At 75.6% G+C, this 22,792-nt stretch carries 20 protein-coding genes and 1 pseudogene; 6 read left to right on the top strand and 15 right to left on the bottom strand.

Translation table 11 applies throughout. The annotated features are described in order from the left end of the window. From H6H00_RS25755 to H6H00_RS25730, 6 genes are all read right to left on the bottom strand, one after another. The gene (locus H6H00_RS25755) at positions 1–891 is read right to left on the bottom strand and encodes an ABC transporter permease (RefSeq protein ID WP_185718246.1); all 891 of its coding nucleotides are present in this window, start codon (positions 889–891) and stop codon (positions 1–3) included. Continuing rightward, positions 888–3,686: an alpha/beta fold hydrolase gene (locus H6H00_RS25750; RefSeq protein ID WP_185718245.1), complete on the bottom strand. Its 2,799-nt coding sequence runs from the start codon at positions 3,684–3,686 to the stop codon at positions 888–890. Before H6H00_RS25750 ends, H6H00_RS25755 begins: the two co-directional genes overlap by 4 nt. 83 nt (positions 3,687–3,769) lie before the next feature. After that, the gene (locus H6H00_RS25745; protein ID WP_185718244.1) at positions 3,770–4,069 is read right to left on the bottom strand and encodes an antibiotic biosynthesis monooxygenase family protein; all 300 of its coding nucleotides are present in this window, start codon (positions 4,067–4,069) and stop codon (positions 3,770–3,772) included. Positions 4,070–4,088: 19 nt separating this feature from the next. After that, positions 4,089–5,039 (bottom strand): DNA polymerase domain-containing protein, encoded by a 951-nt coding sequence (locus tag H6H00_RS25740; RefSeq protein ID WP_185718243.1) that lies wholly within the window; start codon positions 5,037–5,039, stop codon positions 4,089–4,091. A gap of 46 nt (positions 5,040–5,085) precedes the next feature. Continuing rightward, positions 5,086–5,577 (bottom strand): metallophosphoesterase family protein, encoded by a 492-nt coding sequence (locus H6H00_RS25735; protein WP_185722781.1) that lies wholly within the window; start codon positions 5,575–5,577, stop codon positions 5,086–5,088. Then, positions 5,574–5,948 (bottom strand): FKBP-type peptidyl-prolyl cis-trans isomerase, encoded by a 375-nt coding sequence (locus H6H00_RS25730; protein ID WP_185718242.1) that lies wholly within the window; start codon positions 5,946–5,948, stop codon positions 5,574–5,576. Before H6H00_RS25730 ends, H6H00_RS25735 begins: the two co-directional genes overlap by 4 nt. 159 nt (positions 5,949–6,107) lie before the next feature. Between H6H00_RS25730 and H6H00_RS25725 the strand changes: the two genes are divergently transcribed. Then, entirely contained in the window at positions 6,108–7,514 is a 1,407-nt protein-coding gene (locus H6H00_RS25725) for an MFS transporter (RefSeq protein WP_185722780.1), read from the top strand. 16 nt (positions 7,515–7,530) lie between these two features. Here H6H00_RS25725 and efeB read toward each other — a convergent pair. From efeB to H6H00_RS25680, 9 genes and pseudogenes are all read right to left on the bottom strand, one after another. Then, positions 7,531–8,781 (bottom strand): annotated as a pseudogene (gene efeB / locus H6H00_RS25720) (iron uptake transporter deferrochelatase/peroxidase subunit). Beyond that, positions 8,781–9,923, bottom strand: a complete 1,143-nt coding sequence (locus H6H00_RS25715) for an EfeM/EfeO family lipoprotein (RefSeq protein WP_185718241.1) — start codon at positions 9,921–9,923, stop codon at positions 8,781–8,783. The pseudogene efeB and the gene H6H00_RS25715 overlap by 1 nt, the downstream one beginning before the upstream one ends. A 301-nt stretch (positions 9,924–10,224) precedes the next feature. Continuing rightward, entirely contained in the window at positions 10,225–12,312 is a 2,088-nt protein-coding gene (locus H6H00_RS25710) for a S9 family peptidase (RefSeq protein WP_185718240.1), read from the bottom strand. Between the two features lie 27 nt (positions 12,313–12,339). Next, complete coding sequence (locus tag H6H00_RS25705) at positions 12,340–13,551, bottom strand: LCP family protein (protein ID WP_185718239.1); 1,212 nt, start codon at positions 13,549–13,551, stop codon at positions 12,340–12,342. A gap of 127 nt (positions 13,552–13,678) precedes the next feature. Then, a complete protein-coding gene (locus H6H00_RS25700; protein ID WP_185718238.1) occupies positions 13,679–14,806 on the bottom strand; it encodes an ABC transporter substrate-binding protein in 1,128 nt (375 codons plus the stop codon). Positions 14,807–14,818: 12 nt separating this feature from the next. Further along, positions 14,819–15,562, bottom strand: coding sequence for an ABC transporter permease (locus tag H6H00_RS25695; RefSeq protein WP_185718237.1), 744 nt, complete (start codon positions 15,560–15,562; stop codon positions 14,819–14,821). Between the two features lie 10 nt (positions 15,563–15,572). Beyond that, the gene (locus H6H00_RS25690; protein ID WP_185718236.1) at positions 15,573–16,355 is read right to left on the bottom strand and encodes an ABC transporter ATP-binding protein; all 783 of its coding nucleotides are present in this window, start codon (positions 16,353–16,355) and stop codon (positions 15,573–15,575) included. Continuing rightward, a complete protein-coding gene (locus H6H00_RS25685; protein WP_221775667.1) occupies positions 16,352–17,233 on the bottom strand; it encodes an ABC transporter permease in 882 nt (293 codons plus the stop codon). The genes H6H00_RS25690 and H6H00_RS25685 overlap by 4 nt, the downstream gene beginning before the upstream one ends. 118 nt (positions 17,234–17,351) lie before the next feature. Beyond that, positions 17,352–18,038: an MBL fold metallo-hydrolase gene (locus H6H00_RS25680; RefSeq protein ID WP_185718235.1), complete on the bottom strand. Its 687-nt coding sequence runs from the start codon at positions 18,036–18,038 to the stop codon at positions 17,352–17,354. A gap of 190 nt (positions 18,039–18,228) precedes the next feature. Here H6H00_RS25680 and H6H00_RS25675 point away from each other — a divergent pair, with 190 nt between their 5' ends. Genes H6H00_RS25675 through H6H00_RS25655 form a run of 5 tightly spaced genes read left to right on the top strand, consistent with a single transcriptional unit; the run spans position 18,229 to position 22,783 of the window. Continuing rightward, positions 18,229–19,449, top strand: coding sequence for an ABC transporter substrate-binding protein (locus H6H00_RS25675; protein ID WP_185718234.1), 1,221 nt, complete (start codon positions 18,229–18,231; stop codon positions 19,447–19,449). Positions 19,450–19,453: 4 nt separating this feature from the next. Further along, positions 19,454–20,311 carry a branched-chain amino acid ABC transporter permease gene (locus H6H00_RS25670; RefSeq protein ID WP_185718233.1) on the top strand — a complete coding sequence of 286 codons (858 nt, stop codon included), beginning with the start codon at positions 19,454–19,456 and terminating at the stop codon, positions 20,309–20,311. Next, positions 20,308–21,312: a branched-chain amino acid ABC transporter permease gene (locus H6H00_RS25665; RefSeq protein ID WP_185718232.1), complete on the top strand. Its 1,005-nt coding sequence runs from the start codon at positions 20,308–20,310 to the stop codon at positions 21,310–21,312. Before H6H00_RS25670 ends, H6H00_RS25665 begins: the two co-directional genes overlap by 4 nt. Beyond that, positions 21,309–22,070: an ABC transporter ATP-binding protein gene (locus H6H00_RS25660; RefSeq protein WP_185718231.1), complete on the top strand. Its 762-nt coding sequence runs from the start codon at positions 21,309–21,311 to the stop codon at positions 22,068–22,070. Before H6H00_RS25665 ends, H6H00_RS25660 begins: the two co-directional genes overlap by 4 nt. Further along, positions 22,067–22,783 carry an ABC transporter ATP-binding protein gene (locus H6H00_RS25655; RefSeq protein WP_185718230.1) on the top strand — a complete coding sequence of 239 codons (717 nt, stop codon included), beginning with the start codon at positions 22,067–22,069 and terminating at the stop codon, positions 22,781–22,783. Before H6H00_RS25660 ends, H6H00_RS25655 begins: the two co-directional genes overlap by 4 nt. Positions 22,784–22,792: the final 9 nt, after the last annotated feature.

The following is a 22,792-nucleotide window of genomic DNA, read 5'->3' as shown; positions in this document are numbered from 1 at the left end:
TCAGCTCGTGACGTCCTTGCGACCGAACCGGTACACCGCGGCCGCCCCGAGGACGAGCGCCCAGGTCAGCGACGAGAACACCCCGCGGGTCATGCCGCCCCAGTCGACGTCGGTGGCCAGCAGGTCCGACCACGCCGTCGCGTAGCGGGTGGGCAGGACGTCGCGCAGGTCCTCCAGCGCGGTGATCTGGTTGAGGATCTGGCTGACGATCGACGCCATCACCGCACCCCCGACGGCCCCGAGCGGGGCGTCGGTGGACACCGACAGCAGCAGTGCCAGCGCCGCCACCCAGCTCAGCTGCACCGCCACGTACAGCGCGCCGATCAGCAGCCGGCCCGCCCCCGTCCAGAACGGCAGCGACTCGCCCGTCGGGCTCACCAGGTTGCCCGTGCCGTAGGCCAGCCCGCCGACGAGCAGCGCGACCAGCGGCAGCGCGAGGATCGCGGCCAGCGACAGCCCGGCCGCGACGACCGCCTTCTGCCGCAGCAGCCGGGCGCGGGGGATCGGGGCGGCGAGCAGGTAGCGCAGGCTCGACCAGGACGCCTCCGCCGCCACCGTGTCGCCGAAGAACAGCGCCACCACCACGACGAGCAGGAACGACGCCGACGCGAACTGGGCGAACACCGCGAAGTTGGCGCCGCCGGCCTTCGCCAGGTCGACGAGGTTGAGCGACCCGGTGGGCGGGCCGTCCGGGGCGAGGGCGAACGCGATCCAGAGGATCACCGGGAGCAGCGCGACCAGCCCGAAGGTCACCTGGGTGCGGCGGCGCTTGAGCTGGCGCACCAGCTCGACGCGCAGCGGCAGGGTGCGTCCCGGCCGGTACTGCGACGGCGGCGGACCGGCGGCGAGCGCGCCGACGGTGCCGGTCACGGTGGAGCGGTTGTCCGTCACGACCCCGAGTCCTCTCCGACGAGCTGCAGGAACGCGTCCTCCAGGCGCCGCCGCGGCCCGGCCGACGCGACGTCGACCCCGGCCGTGACGAGCGCCCGCACCGCCGACGCGCGCGGGGTGCCGTTGAGCTCGGCGTGCACCGAGGCCCCGTCGACCTCCACGGCGTGGACGCCGTCGAGCCGACCCAGGACGTCCGCGGCCCGGTCGGGGGCGTCGACGGCGAAGGTGGCCGCCCCGCCGCCCCCGATGATGTCGTCGACCGAGCCGTCGGCGACGACCTTGCCGTGGTGCATGACGACGACGTGGTCGCAGGTCTGCTCGACCTCGGCCAGCAGGTGGCTGGACACCAGCACGGTGCGCCCGCCCGCGGCGTAGCGGCGCAGGACCTCGCGCATGGCGTGGATCTGGGGCGGGTCGAGCCCGTTGGTCGGTTCGTCGAGCACGAGGAGCTCGGGCAGCCCGAGCATGGCCTGCGCGATGGCCAGGCGCTGGCGCATCCCCTGGCTGTAGGTGCCGACGCGGCGCTCGACGCTCGCCCCGAGCCCGGCGATCTCCAGGGCCTCGGGCAGGTGCGCCTCGGCCGTGGGGCGGCCGGTGGCGGCCCAGTACAGGCGCAGGTTGTCGGCCCCGGACAGGTGCGGCAGGAACCCCGGCCCCTCGACGAACGCGCCGATCCGGGCCAGCACGGGCGCCCCGGGGCCGACCGGCTCGCCGAACGCGGTGATCGTGCCCGCGGTCGGGCGGATCAGGCCCATGAGCATGCGCAGCACGGTGGTCTTGCCCGCGCCGTTGGGGCCGAGCAGCCCGAGCACCTGCCCGGGCTCGACGCGGAACGACACCCCCTGCACGGCGGAGAACCCGCCGCGGTAGGTCTTGGCCAGGTCGCGGATCTCCAGCGGCGGGGCGGTCGGGTCCGGGTCGTGCGCGGCGGCCCCCCGGCGGCGGACGAGCGCCGCGCCGCCCCAGGCCAGCAGCGCGACGGCGAGCACGACGCCGATCCCGATCGCCGGGCCGACGGGCACGGTGCTCGCCGTGACGGCCTCGCCCGGGACGACGGGCACGGTCAGGTCCGCCCCGGCGGCGACGGTCCACGCCGCCGGTTCGGTGCCCCCGGCGTAGGCCTGGTCGGTGGTGGCGACCGTGACGACGAGCCGGTTGCCCGCCTCGACCGGCGCGACGACCCCGGGAAGCGTGACGGTGGCCGTCGCCGCGGAGCCGTCGGCGGGCACGGCGACCCGGACCGGGGCGACGGCGGAGCCGAGCAGGGTCCGGGTGCCGTCGGGGGTGACCTCGGAGGTGGAGACGAACAGGATCGCGTCGGCGGGCCCGGGCCGGCCCGCCACCCGCGCGACCGTCAGGTCGACCCGCGGGGCGCCGGTGACCAGCAGCGGGTCGGCGAGCGGGGCCGAGGTGAACTGCGCCGACTGGCCCGGCAGGGCCGAGGTGAGCGAGGAGATCCGCCCGCTCAGGCTGCCGAGCGCGCCGCCGAGCCCGGGCAGGGCCGTGATCGCGGCGGGGCTGCCGCCTGCCGGGGTGGCGACGACAGCCGGGTCGCCGTCGAGCGGGAGCACCTGCGTGCCGAGCGCCCCGGTGCCGGGCAGGCCCGGGTAGCCGGCGGCGACGACGGTGCGCCCGGTCGGGGTGTTGCTCCCCGCCCGGATCCCGCTCTCCACCGCGTAGGGGAACGCCGTGCCGGGGTCCTCGCCGGTGCCGGTGAGGTACCAGGAGAACCAGTCGCCGACGGCCGTGCGCACGCCGTCGTCGGGGGCGCCGCCGTCGTGGCCGCCCGCGTACCAGCGCACCTGCACCGGTGTGCCGTTCGCGGCGATCTGGCGGGCGTTGGCGTCGGCCTGGTCGAGGCCGAAGAGCGTGTCGCGCTCACCCTGCACGAGCAGCGTCGGGGCGGTGATGCGGTCGGTGACCGTGCGGGGGGAGGAGCGCTCCAGCAGCGCCGCGGTCGTCGTCGACAGGCGCCCGGTCGTCGCGGCGTCGGTGTAGGCGGCGCACACCTCGGCGGTGAAGCGGCCGCAGACGGGGTCGGCCCCCGCGGGTGCGGCCGCCCCGGCCCCGGGGGCGGGGCCCGTCGCGTCGGACCCGGTGGTCGAGTCGGACCCGGTGGTCGCGTCGGACCCGGTGTCGGCGCCCGCGGACCCCGCCCCGAGGCCCGCCGAGAAGAACACGCCCGCCCAGCCGCGCTTGAAGACGCCGTCGGGGGCGAACGCCCCGCGGGCGGCGGTGTCGGCAGGCGGTGCGGTCGTGGCGGCCGCGTTGGGGAACAGCGCCTGCCCCAGGTCGTTCCAGGTGATCACCGGGGCGATGGCGTCGACGCGGGGGTCGTACCCGGCGAGCAGCAGCGACAGCGCGCCGCCGTAGGACGCCCCGGTCACGCCGACGCGGGGGTCGCCCGGCCCGTCCTGGACGACCTCGGGCATCGCGGCCAGCCGGTCGAGCAGGGCGCTCGCGTCGGCGACCTCGGCGTCGGGCGCGTTCAGCCCGATCTGCCCGGTGCTCGCCCCGAACCCGCGCGCCGACCAGGCCAGCACGACGAAGCCGCGCTCGGCCAGCGCGCGGGCGTCGGCGTCGACCGAGTCCTTGCTGCCGCCGAAGCCGTGCGCGACGAGCACGGCGGGCGCGGGCGTCGTCGCGGGCAGGTAGAGCGTGGTGTCGAGGGTCGCGCCGGGAACGTCGACCCGCTCCTCGGTGACGGCCGCGCCCGGCGTCGACGCGTACGCCGTGGCCGGGAGGACCGTGAGCAGGACGAGCGCGAGCAGCAGCACGCGCGGGAGGCGGGGCACAGCACGACGCTAGGCGACGGCCGCCGACGGGCCCTCAGCCGGTTCTCAGCGCCCGACTGGCCGTGGCCGCCGGGCCGGCGACCTCAGGGGTGCGCGAGGAGGTCCTCGACGTGCTCCACGGTCGGGGCGCCGTCGAAGAACGGCCCGACGATCGCACGCCACTTCGGGAACGCCTCGGACTCGCGGAAGCCGACGGTGTGCGCCTCGACGTCGTCCCACTCGATGAGCAGCACGAACCGGGTGGGCGTCTCGATGCTGCGGGTGAGCCGGGCGCGGCGGAAGCCGGGGGTGCCCCCGACGAGCGCGAGGCCCTCGCGGACGGCGTCGGCGAACTCCTCCTGCTTGTCGGGGAGGACGGCGAAGTCGGCGATCTCGGTGATCATGCGCTCATCGTCGCACGTGTCACTCCGCGGCCCGGGCCCGCTTGCGCCGCTTGCCCTCGTGCATCGCGACCACGCGGGCGACGGGGATCGCGTGCCCCTGCTCGACGAGGTCGGCGGGCAGCGCCTGCGGGGCGGGCAGGGCGTCGGCCCACGGGTCGGCGTCGCCGAGGAGCCCGAGCGCGGTGCGGATCGTGAAGTCGCGCGGGTGGACCCCGGCCAGGTCGTCCCAGGCGACGGGGAACGACACCGGCGCGCCGGGCCGGACCCGCGGGCTGTAGGCGGCGACGATCGTGGCGCCGCCCGCGCGGGTGGAGTCGACGAAGACCTTCCCCTCCCGGTCCTCCTTGATGTACGCGGTCGTGGCGACGGACGGGTCGACCGCCTCGGCCCGGGCGGCGAGGGCACGGGTCGCGGCGGCGGTGTCGTCGATCGCCGACGGTTCCAGCGGCACCACGACGTGCACGCCCTTCGCCCCGCTCGTCTTCACCGCGCCGGCGAGCCCGGAGTCGGCCAGCGCCTGCCGCACGCACGCGGCGGCCGCCACGACGTGCGCGAAGTCGTCGTCGACCGGGGGGTCGAGGTCGATGACCAGCTGCCGGGCGACCGTCTCGCCGTCGCGCAGGAGCGCGGGGTGGTACTCGACCGCGCGCTGGTTGGCGAACCACAGCAGCGTCCGCCGGTCGTCGCACAGGGCGTAGTGGACGTCGCGCTGGGAGGCGTGCGACCACGCCGTCGTCGAGGCGATCCAGTCCGGGGCGTACTTCGGGAGGTTCTTCTGCATGAACGGCTCCTGCCCCGGCCGGACGCGCACCACCGACAGCGCCCGCTGTACGAGGCCGGGCAGGATCCGGGACGAGACGCCGTCGAGGTAGTCGACGAGGTCGCGCTTGGTGGCGTCGGACCCGTCGAACAACGGGCCGTCGAGACTGCTCAGCTCGACGCCCTCACGACTCTCCTTCGCGGCTGCCACCGCGCCACCCCACCACGGACGGCCCGGCCTGACCAGCACCCGCGGCTCAGAGGTGGTGCAGGGTGACCGGGCCCAGCGCGCCCGCGGTGATCTCGGCCGTCATCCAGGTGTGGGTGGGCTGCCTGCGGCGGTCGGTGGGGGAGCCGGGGTTGAGCAGGCGCAGCCCGGTGACCGTCGTGGAGTCCCACGGGATGTGGCTGTGCCCGAACACGAGCACGTCGGTGTCCGGGTACGCCGCGGAGCAGCGCTTCTCCCGGCCCTTCGACGACCCGGTCTCGTGCACGACGGCGAACCGGACGCCGGAGAGCTCGACGCGGGCCACCTCGGGCAGCCGGGCGCGCAGCTCGTCGCCGTCGTTGTTGCCGAACACGCCGACGAGACGGGCCGCGCGGGCCTGCAGCGCGTCGAGGGCGGCGACGGAGATCCAGTCGCCGGCGTGGATCACCACGTCGGCCGCGTCGACGGCCGCCCACACCGGCGCGGGCAGGTCGCGCGCCCGCGCCGGGATGTGGGTGTCGCTGAGGATCAGCAGGTTCAGGACGTGCCCAGCAGGTCGACGACGAAGATCAGCGTCTCCCCGCCCTTGATGGCCCCGCCCGCGCCGCGGTCGCCGTAGCCGAGGTGCGGCGGGATGACGAGGCGGCGGCGGCCGCCGACCTTCATCCCCACGACGCCCTGGTCCCAGCCCCCGATGACGCGGCCGGCGCCGAGCGGGAAGCGGAACGTGGAGCCGCGGTTCCAGGAGGCGTCGAACTCCTCGCCGGAGCTGTGGGCGACGCCGACGTAGTGCACCTCGACGTTCTGTCCGGCGCGCGCCTCGGCGCCGTCGCCGACGACGAGGTCGGTGATGAGGAGGTCGGTGGGCGCGGGCCCGTCGTGCGGGTCGACCTCGGGCTTCTGCTGGGCCACGGTGGTCCTCTCGTGTCGAGCGTGCGGAGTCGTGCGGAGTGATGTGGGCGCGGTCAGCCTGCCAGAGCCCCGGTGGGGCGGTAGACAGGGCGGGTGACCGAACCGCAGCCCGACCCCCGGCGCTGGAAGGCGCTCTCGGTGACGCTCGTCGCCGGGTTCATGAGCCTGCTCGACGTGAGCATCGTGTCGGTGGCGCTGCCGTCGATCCAGCGCGGGCTGGGCACCGACCCGGCGGGCGTGCAGTGGGTCGTGTCGGGATACGCGCTCGCGTTCGGGCTGGCGCTCGTGCCGGCCGGGCGGCTCGGGGACGCGCTCGGCCGCCGTCGCATGTTCCTCGGGGCGCTCGCGGCGTTCGTGCTGTTCAGCGGCCTGGCCGGGGCCGCGCCCACCACGGAGCTGCTGATCGTCGCGCGGCTCCTGCAGGGCCTCGCGGCCGGTGCGCTGGCCCCGCAGAACTCCGCGCTGATCCAGCAGCTGTTCCGCGGGGCCGAGCGCGGGCGGGCGTTCGGGTTCTTCGGCGCCACCGTCGGCATCTCGACGGCGGTGGGGCCGGTCGTCGGCGGTGTGATCCTGGCGCTGGCCGGGGAGGCCGAGGGCTGGCGGTGGATCTTCTTCGTCAACCTGCCGATCGGGGTCGTCGCGCTCGTGCTCGCCGCCCGCCTCATCCCGCGGACCGACCCCGGGCCGCGCGAGCACATCGACCTCGTCGGCGTGGCCCTGCTCGGCGGCGGGGTGCTCGCCCTGATGCTGCCGCTGGTCGAGGCGGAGTCCGGGGGGCTGCAGCGGCTCTGGTGGCTGTTCCCGCTGGGGGCCGCGCTCGTCACCGGGTTCGTGCTGTGGGAGCGGCGGGTGCTGCGGCACGGCCGCGAGCCGCTGCTCAACCTGCGGCTGCTCACCGACACCCCGGGCTACGCCACCGGGGCGACGCTCGGCACCGTCTACTTCGTCGGGTTCAGCGGGATCTGGCTCGTGCTCGCCGTGTTCTTCCAGAGCGGGCTGGGCTACACGCCGCTGCAGTCCGGGCTCGCCGTCACGCCGTTCGCGCTCGGGTCGGCGGTGTCGGCGGTGATCGGCGGACGGCTCGTCGCCCGGCTGGGCCGGCTGCTGACGGTGATCGGGCTGAGCCTGGTCGTCACGGGGCTGGGGGCGACGGCGTTGGTGCTGCTGCTGGTCGACCCGTCGGTCGCCGGGATCGCGGTCTCCGCCCCGCTGCTGCTCGCGGGCGTCGGCGGCGGCTGGGTGATCTCCCCGAACACCACGATGACGCTGCGGTCGGTGCCCGTCACCATGGCCGGGTCGGCCGGGGGCGCGCTGCAGACCGGGCAGCGCATCGGCTCGGCCCTGGGCACCGCGGGGCTGGCCGGGCTGTTCTACGCCGTGCTCGCCGGGTCCGGGCAGGACCAGCAGGCGGCCGTGGCGGCGGCGATCGCCACGGCGGCGGCCGCGGTGGCCGCGGCGCTCGCGGTGGCGGTCGTGGAGTGGCGCCGCGACCGGCGCTCCGCCGACGGCGTCGGCGGGCCGGACCCGGGCGCCCCCGACCACGTGATCGCGGCCCACCACCACTGAGCGGGCCGGCCGCCCGTCACGGCCGGGCGAACAGGCCCCGGCCCCAGTGGTCGCCGGTGCCGACCCCGGGCGGGCAGGCGAACAGCGCGGAGCTGGTGTGCACCAGGTACTCCATCATCACGTCGCGCGTCGAGAGCGCCTGCTGCATCGGCACGAACTGGGCCCCGGGGTCGCGGACGAAGCAGATGAAGAACAGCCCGGCGTCGAGGTGGCCCTCGGCGTCGACGCCGTCGACGAAGTTGTAGCCGCGGCGCAGGATCCGCACCCCGCCCAGGGTGGAGGAGTGGGCGAGCCGGACGTGCGAGTCGATCCCGACCACCGGCTCGCCGTCGGGGCGCAGCGCGGCGAAGTCGACCTCGGCGAACTCGTCGGTGGCGCCCAGTGCGGCACCGCTGCCCTTGTGCCGCCCGACGATCTCCTCCTGCTCGACCAGCGACGTGCGGTCTCACGGCTCGATCGCCATCCGGATCCGGCGCGCAACCAGGTAGCTGCCGCCGGTCATCCACCCCGGACCGTCCTCGGCGGCCGCCCAGACGTGGCGGGCCAGCCCGTCGGTGTCCTCGGCGGTGATGTTCGCGGTGCCGTCCTTGAAGCCGAACAGGTTGCGCGGCGTGGCCTGCCCGACGACCGTCGACGAGGTGCGCCCGTAGCCCATCTGGGCCCAGCGCACCGCAGTGGTGCCGAAGCCCATCCGGACGAGGTTGCGGACGGCGTGCACCGCGACCTGCGGGTCGTCGGCGCACGCCTGGATGCACAGGTCGCCGCCGCTGCGGCCCGGCTCGATCGCGTCGCCGGCGAACAGGGGCAGGTCGATCAGCTTCGGCGGCCGCCGGTCGGCGATCCCGAAGCGGTCGACGCCGTCGCGGGTGAACAGGGTGGGCCCGACGCCGAAGGTCAGCGTCAGGTGGGCGGGCGGCAGGCCGAGCGCTTCGCCGGTGTCCTCCGGCGGGGCCTCGGGGTGCCCGCCGATCGCGCCGTCGACCGCGACCTCGGCCCCGGTCGTCAGCCGCTCCGCGGCGATCGTCCAGCGCTGCAGCAGGTCGACGAGCTCGGCGCGGTCGGTCGTCGTGACGTCGAGGGCGACGAAGTACAGGTGGTCCTGCGCGGCCGTGGTGATGCCGGCCTGCCGCGCCCCCCGGAACGGGACGACGGCGTCGGAGCCCGGCGGCGTGAGCCGGTCGGCGGCGAGCACCGCGCCCGCTCCCGCCGCGGCCGCCGCCCCGGCCCCGGCCAGGCCGAACAGGGTACGTCGGGTGATCCGCGGCATCAGACGAGCACCGTCCCGCCCACCCGGCTGACCGGTTCGCCGAGCGCGTCGAGGACGTCGGCGACGGCCTTGAGGTCGGCGGGCGACATGTCGGTCCACAGGCGGTAGGTGCCGCCGGTGCGGAAGCGGTCCAGGACGTCGGCGGCGTCGGCGAAGCGGCGGTCGAGCGCGGCGAGCAGGGCCGGGTCGACGTCGGTGAGCAGCGGCCGCAGCGGCTCCACCGCCGCCCGCGACCCCTCGACGCGCGCGGCGAGGTCGGCGACGTCGGTGCCGGCGAACCGGTTCTCCCGCCCGGACAGCGCGGTGACCACGGCGAAGTCGACGAGCTCCTTCGCGCTGGTGCACAGGTCGTGGCCGGTCAGCTGCAGGGCGGGGGCGCCGTCGGCGAGCGCGGTGACGTCGGCGAGCAGCCGGTCGGCGATCGCGCGGGTGTCGGGCTGCAGGCCGTCGGCCCACAGGTCGCGCTCGAGGCGGTGGAACCCGGTGAACTCCTCGCCCGGCTCCAGCCCGACGCCCTGACCGTCGATCGCGGCGCCGAGCTCCTCGCCGTCAGGGCCGGTGACGGCCTCGGTCGCGACCTGGATCCGCTCCCAGTGCGCGCGGGCGAGCGGGTAGCGGTCCTGGGCGAGCGCGACCCGCCCGGCCCGCACCGCGGCGACGAGCTCGGCGGTGCGGTCGCGCAGCGCGTCCGCCTCGGCCACGACCACGTCGCGGTAGCGCAGCGCGGCCTCGTCGAGCGCCGCCGCGTGCACCAGCACGACCGGTGCCCCGACGACGGGGGCGGGCACCGGCTCGGGCGCGGTCACCGCCAGCACGCCCCAGGTGGCGCCGCCGGCCGCCACGACCGCGGCCACCGCGAGCAGCGCCGGCCGCAGCCGGCGTCGGCGCCGCACCGGCGCGGGCGGGCGGGTGCGCTGGGCCGGGATCTCCGGGACCGGGAGCCGGGCCGGGGCCGCGGGGTCGGGTTCGGGCCGGGCCGGGTGCCCGGCGGGGGCCGCCGCCGGCCGGGCCGGGGGACCGCCGGCCGGGACCCCGGACCGGGCGGGCGGGGCACCGACCCGCGGTCCGGCGGCCCGACCCGCGGCGCTCGCCGGGGAGGTGCGCGCCGGGGCGGGGACCTGCGGTGCCCGGGCGGTCGGCACGGCGGGTGCGGGGACGGGAGCGCGCCCGGCGGGCACGACCGGTGCGGCGACCGTGGGACCGGCCGGGTCGGCGGGTGCCGGGACCCGTGCGGGGTCCGGCTCCCGCGGCGGCGCGGGGCGTCGCGCCGGGAGCCTGTCCGTGGCCGTGTCGAGCCGGCCCGCGACGAGACGGGTCGTCGAGTCCGGATCCTGTCGTTGGTCCCGCACGCCCGGATCCTCCCGCACCGCCTACTCTGCGTAGCACTCGGGGAGTCATCGGGCCGCGCGCGTCCCCCGTTACGGGGAACGGCGTGCGGACCGTTCAGCTCTGCGGAGTCGGGGCCGCCGGGTCGAGCCCGAGCGCCGTCCGGAGGAACTGCACCTGCAGGAGCAGCAGGTTCTCGGCGACGACCTCCTGCGGGGTCATGTGGGTGACCCCGGACAGCGGCAGCACGGTGTGCGGCCGCCCCGCGGCCAGCAGCGCGGAGGACAGCCGCAGCGTGTGCGCGGCCACCACGTTGTCGTCGGCCAGGCCGTGCACCAGGAGCAGCGGGCGCGAGAGCGACGGCGCGTCGGCGATCAGCGACGAGTGCGCGTAGGCGTCGGGGTGCTGGGCGGGGTGGCCGAGGTAGCGCTCGGTGTAGTGGGTGTCGTAGAGCCCCCAGTCGGTGACCGGCGCCCCGGCGACCGCCGCGTGGAAGACGTCGGGGCGGCGCAGCACCGCCAGCGCGGCGAGGTAGCCGCCGAAGGACCAGCCGCGGATGCCGACGCGGGTGAGGTCGAGGTCGGGCAGCGACGCCGCGACGGCGTGCAGGGCGTCGACCTGGTCCTCCAGCACGGGCGTCGCGAGGTCGCCGTGCACGGCCCGTTCGAACTCCGGCCCGCGACCCGGCGTGCCCCGCCCGTCGACGACGACGACGGCGAAGCCCTGGTCGGCGAACCACTGGCTGGTCAGGTGGGCCGCGCGCAGCGCCGTGACGCGCTGGGCGTGCGGGCCGCCGTAGGGGTCCATGAGGACCGGCAGCTTCGTGCCGGGCGTGTGCCAGGAGGGCAGGAGCACCGCGGTGCGCAGGCTGCGCTCGCCGACCTCGAACAGCGCGACGGCCGGCTCCAGGCCGGGCGCCTCGGCGAACGAGGTGATCGTGAACTCGTCCTCCCGGCTGCGGACGACGGTGCGGGCCCCGTCGGACCTCAGGTCACCGCTCGTGACGACGGTCGTGCCGCCGGCGCGGGTCCCCGCATGCACGCCGGGCGCCGTCGCGACCTCGACGAGCCCGTCGCGGTCCCACGTCCACAGGCCCACCGACACCGGGTCGGTGCTCGCGCGGAACAGCACCACGTCCTCGTCGACGTCGACGACCTCGCGGACCTGCACGGCGGGCGGGGTCACCGCCACCCCGTCGACGACGAGCCGGTGCGCGCCCTCGCGGGTCTCGACGGTGACCAGCGCGCCGGACGCGGTGTGCGCGGGCACGCCGGGGACGATGTCGACCCACGCCGGGTCGGTCTGCTCGTGCAGCGGGGTCGCGGTGCCCCCTAGCGGGTCGACGAGCGCGGTCCGCAGCGCGGTCTGGTCGCGCGGCGCCGTGGTGACGAGGAGCCCGTGCACGCTCCAGGAGACCTGCACGAGGTACTCGTCGTCGCCGAGCTGCACCGGGACGCGCGTGCCGTCGAGCCCGACGAGCTCCAGCGTCACGACCGCGTTGGCCGTGCCCGCCGCCGGGTAGGCGACGACGGCCGGGGTGCGGCCGGGGTTCTCCGGGTCGGCGATGTGCCAGCGCTGCACCGGGGTGCTGTCGACGCGCGCGACGGCGAGCCGGTCGCCGTCGGGGGACCACCAGAACCCGCGCATCCGGCCCATCTCCTCGGCCGCGACGAAGTCGGCGAGGCCGTGGGTGACGTCCGGGCCCTCGGGCCGGGCGACGGTCGTCGTCGACCCCGACGCCAGGTCGTGGACGTGCAGGGCGCCGCCGCTGACGTAGGCGATGCGCCGGCCCAGCGGGTCCGGGTGCGGGTCGATGACCCCGCCGGGGGAGGGCAGCGCGCGCGGCGGGGCCCCGCCCGCGAGGTCGGCGACGTGCAGCTGGCCGGCGAGGGCGAACGCGGCGACGGCGACCGCCCGGTCGGTGGAGTAGCCGACGATCCCGCCGGCCTGCTCGCGGCTGCGCTCGCGCCGGGCCCGCTCCTCGGGCGGCAGGTCGCCGTCCTCGCCGAGCAGGCGCGCGTCGGCGACGAGGTGCTCCCGGCCGGTGGCGGCGTCGAGCGTCCACAGGCAGGTGACGGGGTCGGTGCCGCCGCGGCTGCGCAGGAACGCGACGCGCCTGCCGTCGGGGGAGACGGTCAGGCCGCGGGGGGCCCCGAGGGTGAAGCGGCGGGTGCGGGCCTGGCGGCGGGGGAAGGAGTCGACCACGGGCGACAGTCTGTCGTGCGTGTCGAATCAGTCCACGCAGGGCACGGTCGCGGCGGTGATCGGGCGCTCGGTGGTCGTCGCGGGTGCGGTCGTGGGGGAGGGCGTCTGCGTCGTCAGCGGTACCGGCACACCCCGCACGGTGGTGGGGGCGGCGGCGTCGTCGCCGAGGGGTGCGGCCAGCCGCTCGCGGATCGTCTCCGGGTCGAACAGGCCGGTCACGAACGCGCGGACGGCGTCGGGGTCGACCTCGACGGCCACCCCGTCGACGGGGGTCTCCAGGTCGGGCCGCCCGGTGGGGATCGTGCGGAAGGCGATGTCGCCGCCGGAGGCGCGGCGGAGCTGGGCGACGAGCCGGTCGAGGTCCCAGCCCCGGTCGAGCACCACGTAGCGGGTCACGGTCGCGACCAGCGCCTCGACGCGTGCCGGGTCGGCCAGCGCGCCGGTCCCGAGCGCCGTGCGCGCGAGCCCGGCCAGGAAGGCCTGCTGGCGGGTGACGCGGTCGAGGTCGCCGTCGGGCAGGTCGTGGCGCTGGCGGACGAACGCGAGGGCGTCGCCCCCGCTGACGACCTGCGGGCCCGCCGGGAGGTCGACGCCCGAGCGCGGCTCGCTCACGGCGTTGTTGAGGCAGACGGGCACTCCGCCGATCGCCTCGGTGATCTCGACGAACCCGGCGAGGTTGATCTCGGCGAAGTGGTCGACGGTGACGCCGGTGAGCGCCTCCACGGTGTCGACGAGCGTGCGGCGCCCGGCTTCGCGGGTGGCGCGCTCCAGGGCCGGGCCGGTCAGCCCCCGCGCCGTCAGCGCGTCCTCGGCGGCGGCCATCCCGCGCCGGTACGCCGCGTTGACCTTGTGCCGGCCCAGCCCGCCCGCGACCTCGACGAAGGAGTCGCGCGGGATCGACACCGCGGACGCGCTCGCGACGGAGCCCGCCGGGACGTGCAGCAGGATGATCGTGTCGGTGTTGAACTGGCCCTCGTCCTCGCCGGCCCGCAGCTCGGCGAGGACCGCGGGCGGCAGCGGGTCGCCCGACGCGTCGGTGCGGGAGTCGATCCCCACCAGCAGTGCGGTGAACTCCGAGTCCAGCCCGGCGGGGGCCTGGTCGCCGAGGGCCTCGCTGGTGACGAGCGTGTCGGACACCTGCCGGTAGACCGACCAGCCGTACCCGGTGGTGGCGAGGACGGCCAGCGACACCAGCGCGGCGACGCCGCGCAGTGCGAGTCCGAGATGACGGCGGCTCATCGTTGTTCCTGTACCCGCCCGTGCACGGGCCATCACGCGCGGCGGACAGCGGATGGACACGACCGGCCCGACCGGCGTTCACCCATCCTAGTGGTGGGTGAACGCCGTCGGCCCGTCGTGGCGGTCGTCAGCTGCCGCCGGCGTTGAGCGTGACCTCCGTCGGCGTGTACGAGGTGCCCTCCACGTCGACGCCCTCGCCCCGCAGCTGCTCCAGGGCCTGCTCGACGTAGGTGTTGGTGTAGGCGTCGGCGTCCGGGTCGGCCGTGATCACGGTCTGGCCGTCGGCGTTCACCGCGGTGCGGGCCACCTCGACGGTGCGGGCCCACGCGGCGGCGTCGATCGTGCCCGCGCCCGCGGGGGCAGGCCAGATCAGCTTGTTGACCTCGTTGATCTGCCACAGCTGGTGGCTCGCGCCGAGCGTCGACCCGGCGGCCACGACGATGTCGCGGCACTCCTCGACGTTGTCGCGGCAGTACGCCCAGCCCTGCAGCGACGCGGCGACGAACCGCGTCGTCGTGTCCTGGTAGGCGGGGTCGGCGAGGCGCTCGGTGTTGGCCCAGATCGCGTCCTGCAGCATCGCGGTGCCCTGGTCCTCCCAGTTGATCACCGAGAAGTCCGATGGCTGGTAGAGCGCGCCCGTCGCCGGGTTCGTCGCCTCCAGGACCTGCGCGTACTCGTTGTAGGACATGGCCTGGGCGGCGTCGATCTCGCCCGAGAGCAGGGCCTGCATGTCGAACTGCTGCTGCACCAGGCTCACGTCGGAGGCCGGGGCGAGCCCGGCCGCGGTCATGCCCGCGAACAGCTCGAACTCGTTGCCGAAGCCCCAGTTGCCGACGCGCTTGCCGCGCAGGTCGGCGGGCGAGGTGATGCCCGCGTCCGCGAACGACACCTGGTAGGTGCCCGAGCGCTGGAACACCTGCGCGACGTTCGTGATCCCGGCCCCCTGCTCCCGCGATGCGAGCGCCTTGGGCACCCAGGCGATCGCGAAGTCGGCCTGGCCCTGGGCGAGCACGGTCTGCGGGACGATGTCGACCCCGCCCTCAAGGATCTCCACGTCGAGGCCCTTCGCCTCGTAGAAGCGCTGGTCGACGGCGGCGAGGTAGCCCGCGAACTGCCCCTGGGTGAACCACTGCAGCTGCAGCTTCACCGGCGTCAGCCCGCCCTCGGCGGCCGGCGCCGCCGGCTCGGCGACGGTCGAGCAGGCCGTGAGTGCGAGAGCGGCGGCGGCGACCGCCAGGAACCTTCGACGGAACACGGGTTTCTCCTTCTACCGGGGGGTTCGGGTGGCGAGCCGCTCCAGGAGCAGCCCGGCGACGTGGAACAGCAGGCCGAGCGCGATCGCCGCGACGACGAACGCCCACGCCCGCGCGTACGCGGTGTTCGCCGCGGCCGAGGAGATCCGGCTGCCCAGCCCGTTCTGCGGGCCGCCGAAGTACTCCGCGACGATCGACGCGATCACCGCGGCCGGGGCGGCCAGGCGCAGGCCGGTGACGATGTACGGGACGGCGCCGGGCAGCCGCACGAACCGCGACGCCTGCCACGGGGTGGCGGCGAGCGCCGTCATGAGGTCGGCGTGCACGGGCTGGACCTGCCGCAGCCCGCGGGCGGTCGAGACGAACACCGGCACCACGACGACGACGGTCACGACGAGCTGCCGCGGCACCTCGGTCGTCGAGCCGAACAGGGTCGTGAAGACGGGGGCGAGCGCGACGATGGGCACCGCGCTCGCGGCGAGCACGACCGGTGTCGCGAGCTCCTGGACGAGCCGGGACCGGGCCGCGAGGACCGCGAGCGCCACGCCGAGCACGAACCCGGCGACGAGCCCGGCCAGCGCGTTGCCGCCCGTCACCGACGCCGTCGGGACGATCACGCCGAACTGCGCGCCGACCTGCCCCGCGATCGCGGTGGGGGAGGGCAGCAGGAACGACGGCACGGCCAGCGCCGTGACGAGCACCTGCCACAGCACGAGCACGCCCGCGCCGAAGGCGAGCGGCGGCAGCCAGTTCCTCACAGCCGGGTCCTCACTCGTGCCCCTTGCGCAGCGCCTCGCGGACGTCGGTGATCGCGGTGAAGAACGCGGCCGACTCGCGCACGTCCTCCACGTCGTCGGGGGCCAGCTCGGGGCTCGCGCCGGGGCGCCGCCCGGTGACGACCCCGGTGATCCGTCCCGGCCGCGGCGACATGATCACCACCCGGTCCGACAGCACCACGGCCTCCGGGATGGAGTGCGTCACGAACAGCACCGCGGCGCCGGTCTCGCCCGCGATCCGCAGCAGCTCGGCCTGCATCCGCTCGCGGGTCATCTCGTCCAGGGCGCCGAAGGGCTCGTCCATGAGCAGCAGCGACGGCTCCGGCGCGAGCGCGCGGGCGATCGCGACGCGCTGCTGCATCCCGCCGGAGAGCTCCCCGGGCCGCGACCGCGCGAACTCGGTGAGCCCCACCATCTCCAGCAGCTCCGCCGCCCGCGCCCGGCGCTGCGCCTTCGGCACGCCGTGGACGTGCAGCGGCAGCTCGACGTTCTCCGCGACGCTGCGCCACTCCAGCAGCCCGGCCTGCTGGAACGCGATGCCGTAGTCCTGGTCCAGGCGGGCCTGCGCGGCGGGCTTGCCGCTGACGCGCACGGTCCCTGCGCTCGGCTGCTCCAGGTCGGCGACGACGCGCAGCAGCGTCGACTTCCCGCACCCCGACGGCCCGATCAGCGACACGAACTCGCCCGCGCCGATCGTCAGCTCGATGCCGTCCAGGGCGTGGACCGGCCCGAAGACCTTGTCGACGCCGACCAGCTCGACGGCGGGCCCGCTCACGCGGTGCTCCCGCGGTAGCGGCGCAGCCCGAGGTCCAGCAGCCCGACGGCCGCGGCGGCGACGAGCCCGAGCACGGCGGCGCCGAGGATCGCGGTGTACATCCGCGACGGGTCGCCGGTGGCCGACTGCGCGTACTCGATGATCAGCCGGCCCACGCCGCCGCGGGTGCCGGTGGAGATCTCGGCGACGATCGCGCCGACGACCGCCGCGGCCGCCGCGAGCCGCACCGCGGGCAGCAGGTGCGGCACCGACGCGGGCAGCCGCAGCCGCACCAGCGTCGTCCACCAGCCGGCGGCCAGTGACCGGAACAGCTCGACATCGGCGCGCCGGGGGGAGGTCAGCCCGCGCAGCATCCCGACCGCGATCGGGAAGAACGCCAGGTAGGAGGAGATGACCATGACGCTGGTCCAGGGCTGCCACGGCTGCCCGAAGATCGCGATCTTCCCGCCCCACCCGGCGACGAGCGGCGCGATCGCGATCAGCGGCACGGTCTGCGACAGCACGATCCACGGCAGCAGGGCCCGCTCCAGCAGCCCGGAGCGGGCCATCGCCAGCGCCAGCGCCGCGCCGAGCACCCCGCCGATCAGGAGCCCGCCCATGGCCAGCCCGAGGGTGAACAGCGAGCCGGCCGCGACGGCCTCGCCGACCGTCCGCTGCGCCGCCGCCCCGGCCACCTCGGGCTCGCCGAGCCGCGTCAGCACGGTCCAGACGTGCGGCATCGCCGCGTCGTCGGTGCGGGGGAGGACCCGGGTGTCCCCGATGCTCACCCCCGCGTCCGGCAGCACCGCCTTGGCCAGCTCCCACACCCCGACCAGCAGCGCGAACGCGACCACCGCGCTCAGCGCCGTGCGCGCCCGACCCATCCGTGCCCAGACCATCCGTGCAGGGTCCTTCCCGATCCGTGGAAAGGGAAGACTGCGCAGTCCGGATGACGCCGGTGTTGCCGACCTGTTGCCGTTCGTGGTGGGGACGGCCCGCCGGGCCGGGCCGGACGCCTCAGCTCTCGTCGACCCAGCCCCGGGCCTTCCAGTCCGGGATCGACGGGCGCTCCTTGCCGAGCGTCGTGTCGTCGCCGTGGCCGGGGTAGACCCAGGTGTCGTCGGGCAGGACGTCGAACACGCGGGCCTCGAGGTCGGCCACCAGCGACCAGAAGTCGGGCTCGGACCAGGTGCGGCCGGGCCCGCCGGGGAACAGGGAGTCGGCGCTGAACAGGTGCGGGTGGTCGGCGCCGCGGTAGAGCAGTGCGATCGAGCCCTGCGTGTGCCCGCGCAGGTGGATGACCTCCAGCTCGATGCGCCCGAACCGGATCGTGTCGCCGTGCTCGACGAGCTCGTCCATCGGGATCGGCAGCTCGGGGGCGTCGATCGGGTGGGCGATCAGGTGCGGCTGGAACATGCCCGCGACCGCGCCGAGGGCCTGCCAGTGGTCGGCGTGGCGGTGGGAGGTGACCAGCGTGTGCAGGGCGGGCCGGTCGTCGCCGGAGCCGATGAGGTCGGCGAGCCGCTCGGCGTCGTTGGCCGCGTCGAGCAGCAGCGCCTCGCCGGTGGCCCGGCACACGAGCAGGAACGCGTTGTTGTCCATCGGGCCGACGGAGAGCTTCGTGATGGTCAGCGCGTCGAGCTCGCGGCGGGCCGCGGGGCCGCCGGGATCGGTGTGACCGGAGTAGTTCTCGAGGACGTCCACCCGGGCAGGGTAACGGGGACGGAGGGCCGACGGAGGAGTCCCGGGGCGGGTGGGGCCGGTCGTCACGATCGGGTTCCGGTCGTCACGCGATCCGTTGACAAGCCCGGGCCAGCACTACACGATCCGTCCGGTTCGCTCCCCATCTGTAGAACGTCCCAGCACCACCGGTCACTCACCGAGGAGTCCCGACATGGAGCACCCCGCGCTCACCCGCCGCCGCCTGCTCAGCCTGTTCGGGGCCGCGGCCGCCCTTCCCGTCCTCTCGGCGTGCGGCAGCAGCGTCGGGGGCGGCGGCTCGGCACCGGCCGCGGGCGGGGGCGGCGGCGCGATCAAGGTCGGCCTCGTCGTGCCGCAGTCCGGCGTCTACGCGGCGCTGGGCGAGGACATGACCCGCGGCTGGAACCTGTGGCTCGACTCCAACGGCGGGCGGTTCGGCGACTACACCGTCGAGACCGTCGCCGTCGACGAGGGGGAGACCCCGCAGACCGGCGTGCCCGCCGTGCAGCGGGTCATCCAGCAGGACGGCGTGGACGTCGTGGTGGGCCTGGTCAACTCGGCCACCGCGCTGGGCGTCAAGGACCTGCTGACGGAGTCGAAGAAGCTGCTCGTCGTCACGAACGCGGGCGCGGGCGCACTGACCGGGCCGGACCGCACCCCCTACATCTGGCGCACCTCGTTCACCAACGCGCAGATCGCGGCCGCGATGGGCACGCACCTCGCCGAGACCGGCTTCGCCGAGGGCGTGTTCCTCATCGCCCCCGACTACGCGGCGGGCACCGAGGTCATCGAGGGCTTCAAGGCCGCCTACACCGCGGGCGGGGGCACGATCGCGGGCGAGGCGAAGAGCCCGTTCGGCACCACGTCGGACTACCAGCCCTTCCTCTCCACGATCCAGGGCTCCGGCGCGAAGGCCACGTTCTGCTTCTTCTCCGGCGCCGAGGCGATCACCTTCGTGCAGCAGTACGCGCAGTTCGGGCTGTCGGCGTCGATCCCGCTCTACGGCTCGGGCTTCCTCACCGAGGGCAACGTCCTCGCGCAGCAGGGCCAGGCCGCCCTCGGCGTGCAGACGACGCTGCACTACACCGACCAGCTCGACAACCCGGCCAACACCGCGTTCGTCGAGTCCTACACGGCCGCCTACGGCGAGGCGCCGAGCACCTTCTCCGTGCAGACCTGGGACGCGGCCAACGTGCTCAACCGCGCGCTCGCCACCGCCACCGCCCTGGACGGCGACGCACTGGCCACCGCGCTCGGCGGCATCGGCGCCGTCGACGACAGCCCGCGCGGCACGTGGGAGTTCGACGGCCAGACCCCGCGCCAGAACATCTACCTGCGCAGCGTCCAGGACGCGGGCGGCACGCTGGTCAACGCGGTGGTCGAGGACCTCGGCCAGCAGAGCCAGCCGGGCTGAGCGCGTGCTGGTCAGCATCCTCAACGGCGTCGCGATCGGGTTCCTGCTGTTCATCCTCGCGGTCGGGCTCTCGCTCGTCTTCGGGATGATGGACGTCCTCAACCTCGCCCACGGCGCGCTGTTCCTGCTCGGGGCCTACCTCGGCGCGACGCTCGCGGGCAGCTGGGGCGGGTTCCTCGGCGCGCTCGGGCTCGCCGCGGTCGGCGGGCTGGCCGCCGGCGTGCTGCTGTCGCTGATGACCGAGCCGCTGCGCAAGCGCTCGCACCTCGACCAGGCGCTGCTCACGCTCGGCGTCGCCCTCATCGCGGCGGAGCTGCTGATCATCGTGTTCGGCGACGACCCGCTGTCGGCCGCGGCCCCGCCCGGGCTCGACGGCTCGGTCTCGGTGCTCGGCGCGGTGTACCCGACCTACCGGCTGCTGATCATCGTCATCGGGGCGGTGCTCGCGCTCGCCGTCTACCTGGTCGTCGACCGGACGCGGGTCGGCGCGCTGGTCCGGGCCACCGTCGCCGACCGCGAGATGGTGGCGACGCTCGGGATCGACAACCGGCTGGTCAAGGGGGCGGTGTTCGCGGTCGGGTCGGTGCTGGCGACGGTCGCGGGCGTGCTGGGCGGGCCGATCTACGGCGCCCGCCCCGGCCTCGACGCCACCGTGCTGATCCTCGCGCTGGTCGTCGTCGTGATCGGCGGGCTCGGGTCGGTGCGCGGCGCGCTGGTGGGGGCGCTGGTGATCGGGCAGATCGACACCGTCGGGCGCGTGCTGCTGCCGGACTTCGCCTCGTTCGTGCTGTTCGGCGCGCTGGCGCTGGTGCTGGTGCTGCGGCCGCAGGGGCTGTTCGGGACGCGGGCGGTGGCGCGGTGACGGCCGATCAGCAGGCCCCGCGCACCGAGCCGGGCGCGGCCGGACCCCCCGCACCCGCGACCGCCCCGGGCGGGACCGGGCGCGCGTACGGCCGGTACGTCGCCGTCGCCGTGCTCGTCGTGCTGGCCGCGGCACCGCTGTTCCTGGCCCCGTTCGCCACCTCCACGCTGAGCCGCGTGCTGGTGTTCGCGCTGTTCGCGGTGAGCCTGGACCTGCTCGTCGGCGTCACCGGGCTGCCCTCGCTCGGGCACGCCGCCTACTTCGGCTCCGGGGCGTACGCGGCGGGGTGGGTGTCGATCCACGTCACCGCGCAGGCCCCGGTCCCGCTCCTCGTCGGTGCGGGCGTCGGCGCGCTCGCGGCCGCGCTGACCGGCTGGATCACCGTCCGCTCGGCCGGGGTCTTCTTCCTCATGCTGACGCTGGCCATCGGCGAGCTGGTCGGGCAGGTCGCCAACTCCTGGGAGTCGGTGACCGGCGGCGCGAACGGCCTGACCGGCGTACCCGCGGTGCGGGTGGGCGGGGAGCCGCTGGCCAACGCCGGGTTCACCCACTGGTACGTGCTGCTGGTGTTCGTGCTCGGCTTCGCGCTGGTCTGGGTCGTGGCCCGGTCCCCGTTCGGCGACGCGCTGCGCGGCATCCGCGACAACGAGCCGCGGATGCGCGCGCTCGGCTACTCCACCTCGCTGTACAAGTACGCGGTGTTCGTGCTGGCCGGCGGGGTGGCGGGGATGGCGGGGTCGCTGCTCGTGGCGCAGCAGCGGCTGGTGTCCACCGCCGACGTCGGGTTCCTCATCTCCTCGCTGATGCTGCTCGCCGTGGTCATCGGCGGCGCGGGGTCGCTGTGGGGGGCGTGCCTGGGCGCGGCGCTCGTGGTCGTCGTCCGCGACGCGCTGGGGCCGACGCTGGACGGGCACGGCCCGCTGGTGCTGGGGATCGTGTTCGTGGTCGTCGTCTACCTGCTGCCGCGCGGGGCGGCCGGGTTGCTGGGGAGGACGCGATGAGCGCGCTCACGTGCACCGGGGTCGGCCGGTCCTTCGGTGCGCTGCGGGCCGTCGACGCGGTCGACCTGGTGGTCGAGCCCGGGGCGCGGCACGCGCTGATCGGCCCGAACGGGGCCGGCAAGTCGACGCTGTTCAAGCTGGTCACCGGCACGATGACGGCCGAGACCGGCCGGGTCGAGCTCGCCGGCCGTGACGTCACCGGTCTGTCCGAGGTGAGGCGCAGCCGGCTGGGGATGAGCCAGACGCTGCAGCACTCCAGCCTGTTCTCCTCGATGACGGCGGTGGAGACGCTCACCCTCGCGCTGCGCCGCCACGGCCCGGGCGGCGCGATCCGGCCGTGGCCGCGCCGCGAGCCGGGGCTGCGCGAGCGGGCCGAGGAGCTGCTCGCCGACGTCGGGCTGTCCGGCCGCGGCGACGCGGGCGTGCCGTCGCTGTCGCACGGCGAGCGCAAGCAGCTGGAGGTCGCGCTCGCGCTGGCCTGCCGGCCGTCGCTGCTCCTGCTCGACGAGCCCGCCGCGGGCATGTCGCCCGCCGAGCGGTCCCGGCTCGTCGAGCTGCTCTCCGGGCTGCCTGCGGAGATCACCGTGCTGTTCGTCGAGCACGACCTGGACCTGGTGTTCGCCCTCGCCGACTCCGTCACCGTGCTGCACCTGGGCCGGGTGCTGCTGTCGGGCACCCCGGCCGACGTGCGGGCGAGCGACGCCGTCCGCGAGGCCTACCTCGGCGCGGGTCGCCGCGAGGAGCTGTTCACCCGATGACGTTCCTCTCCGTGCGGGACCTGGTGTCCGGCTACGACCGCAGCACCGTGCTGTCCGGCGTCGACCTCGACCTCGACGCCGGGGCGACGCTGGCGCTGCTCGGGCGCAACGGCGCCGGCAAGTCGACGCTGGTCATGACGCTCGCCGGGCTCGTGCCCGTCACCTCGGGCTCGATCACCGTCGACGGGGTGGAGCTCGCGGGGCGCCGCGCCGACGTGATCGCGAAGGCGGGGGTGGCGCTCGTGGCGCAGGGGCGGCGGGTGTGGTCGACGCTGACGGTGGGGGAGCACCTGTCGCTGTCGTCCCGGTCGCGGCCCGGACATCGGCACAGCGCGACCTGGACCGTCGACGGCATCCTCGACCTCCTGCCCCGGCTGAAGGAGCGGCGCAGGCAGCTCGCCGGGCAGCTCTCCGGCGGGGAGCAGCAGATGCTCGCCGTCGCCCGCGCCCTGCTGACGAACCCGCGGCTGGTGCTGCTCGACGAGCCGTCCGACGGCCTCGCGCCCGCGATCGTCGAGCAGATCGGCGGGGTGATCACGACGATGCGCGCCGAGGGCGTGGCCGTGCTGCTCGTCGAGCAGGACCTGCACCTCGCGTTCGGCGTCGCCGACGAGGTGGCGGTGATGGCCCGCGGCGAGATCGTGCACCGCGTCCCGACCGCCGACTTCCGGCGCGACCCGGACACCGCGCAGCGGCTGCTCGGGGTGGCCTGAGCGGGGCCG

It is taken from the genome of Pseudonocardia petroleophila (assembly GCF_014235185.1).
In the GTDB taxonomy this organism is placed as follows: Bacteria; Actinomycetota; Actinomycetes; order Mycobacteriales; family Pseudonocardiaceae; genus Pseudonocardia; species Pseudonocardia petroleophila.
The sequence above is the reverse complement of the archived record's forward strand: the minus strand, read 5'-3'. Positions and strand labels throughout refer to the sequence as shown.

Coding starts and splice junctions, on each gene's coding strand:
- H6H00_RS25725 (WP_185722780.1), top strand. CDS start 6,108: ATGAGCCTGCTCGACGTGAGCATCGTGTCGGTGGCGCTGCCGTCGATC.
- H6H00_RS25655 (WP_185718230.1), top strand. CDS start 22,067: ATGACGTTCCTCTCCGTGCGGGACCTGGTGTCCGGCTACGACCGCAGC.
- H6H00_RS25705 (WP_185718239.1), bottom strand. CDS start 13,551: ATGAGCCGCCGTCATCTCGGACTCGCACTGCGCGGCGTCGCCGCGCTG.
- H6H00_RS25745 (WP_185718244.1), bottom strand. CDS start 4,069: ATGATCACCGAGATCGCCGACTTCGCCGTCCTCCCCGACAAGCAGGAG.
- H6H00_RS25660 (WP_185718231.1), top strand. CDS start 21,309: ATGAGCGCGCTCACGTGCACCGGGGTCGGCCGGTCCTTCGGTGCGCTG.
- H6H00_RS25685 (WP_221775667.1), bottom strand. CDS start 17,233: ATGGTCTGGGCACGGATGGGTCGGGCGCGCACGGCGCTGAGCGCGGTG.
- H6H00_RS25675 (WP_185718234.1), top strand. CDS start 18,229: ATGGAGCACCCCGCGCTCACCCGCCGCCGCCTGCTCAGCCTGTTCGGG.